Origin of the sequence: Burkholderia sp. E168m23, from assembly GCF_016586125.1 — a bacterium.
GTDB lineage: Bacteria > Pseudomonadota > Gammaproteobacteria > Burkholderiales > Burkholderiaceae > Burkholderia > Burkholderia orbicola.
Window position 1 is genome coordinate 1 of record NZ_BCPP01001687.1, and the last position, 578, is coordinate 578.

Consider the following 578-nt stretch of genomic DNA (forward strand, 5'->3'; position numbering starts at 1 on the left):
AGCGCCGCGCGCACGCCGCGCCGGGCCGCGTCGTCGATGCGGGCATCGACGTCGGCGAGCGCCGCCGCGGCCGCGTCGGGTTCGTTCAGGTCGAGCACGACCGTCGACGGCACCGGCAGCCCGCGTGCGGCCAGCGCCGCGCGGAACGCGGCCTCGCGCACGCGCCGCGAGCTGACCTGCTCGAACGGCTGCACGACGAAATGGATCGCGTCGAAACCGTGCTCGATCAGGTGCGCGAGCGCCGTCTCGATCGCGTCGGTGTTGTCGAGGCCGATCAGGTCGGCCTCGAAGCCCTCGACCGTGCGGTCGACGAGCACGGCCGGAATGCCGGCGCCGCGCAGCGGGCGCAGCACGTCTTCCTCGGCGCCGAGCGCGTTGACGATCAGCCCTTCGACGCGGTAGGTCGTGAGCAGCTGCAGGAAGCGGCGCTCCATCTCGACTTCGTTCGCCGCGTGACAGATGAGCGGCATGTAGCCGAGCGCATGGCACGCGGCCTCGACGCCCTGCAGCACTTCGACGGTGTAAGGATTGGTCAGGTCGGCCGCGAGCATGCCGAGCAGCCGGTTGCGGCCGCGCTT

Annotated in this window: 1 protein-coding gene; it reads right to left on the reverse strand. The window is 72.0% G+C overall.

Annotation, left to right across the window (positions count from 1 at the left end; genetic code table 11):
* Positions 1-578 (reverse strand): substrate-binding domain-containing protein (locus tag JMF90_RS39675; RefSeq protein WP_374104353.1); only part of this gene is annotated, 578 nt, incomplete at both ends.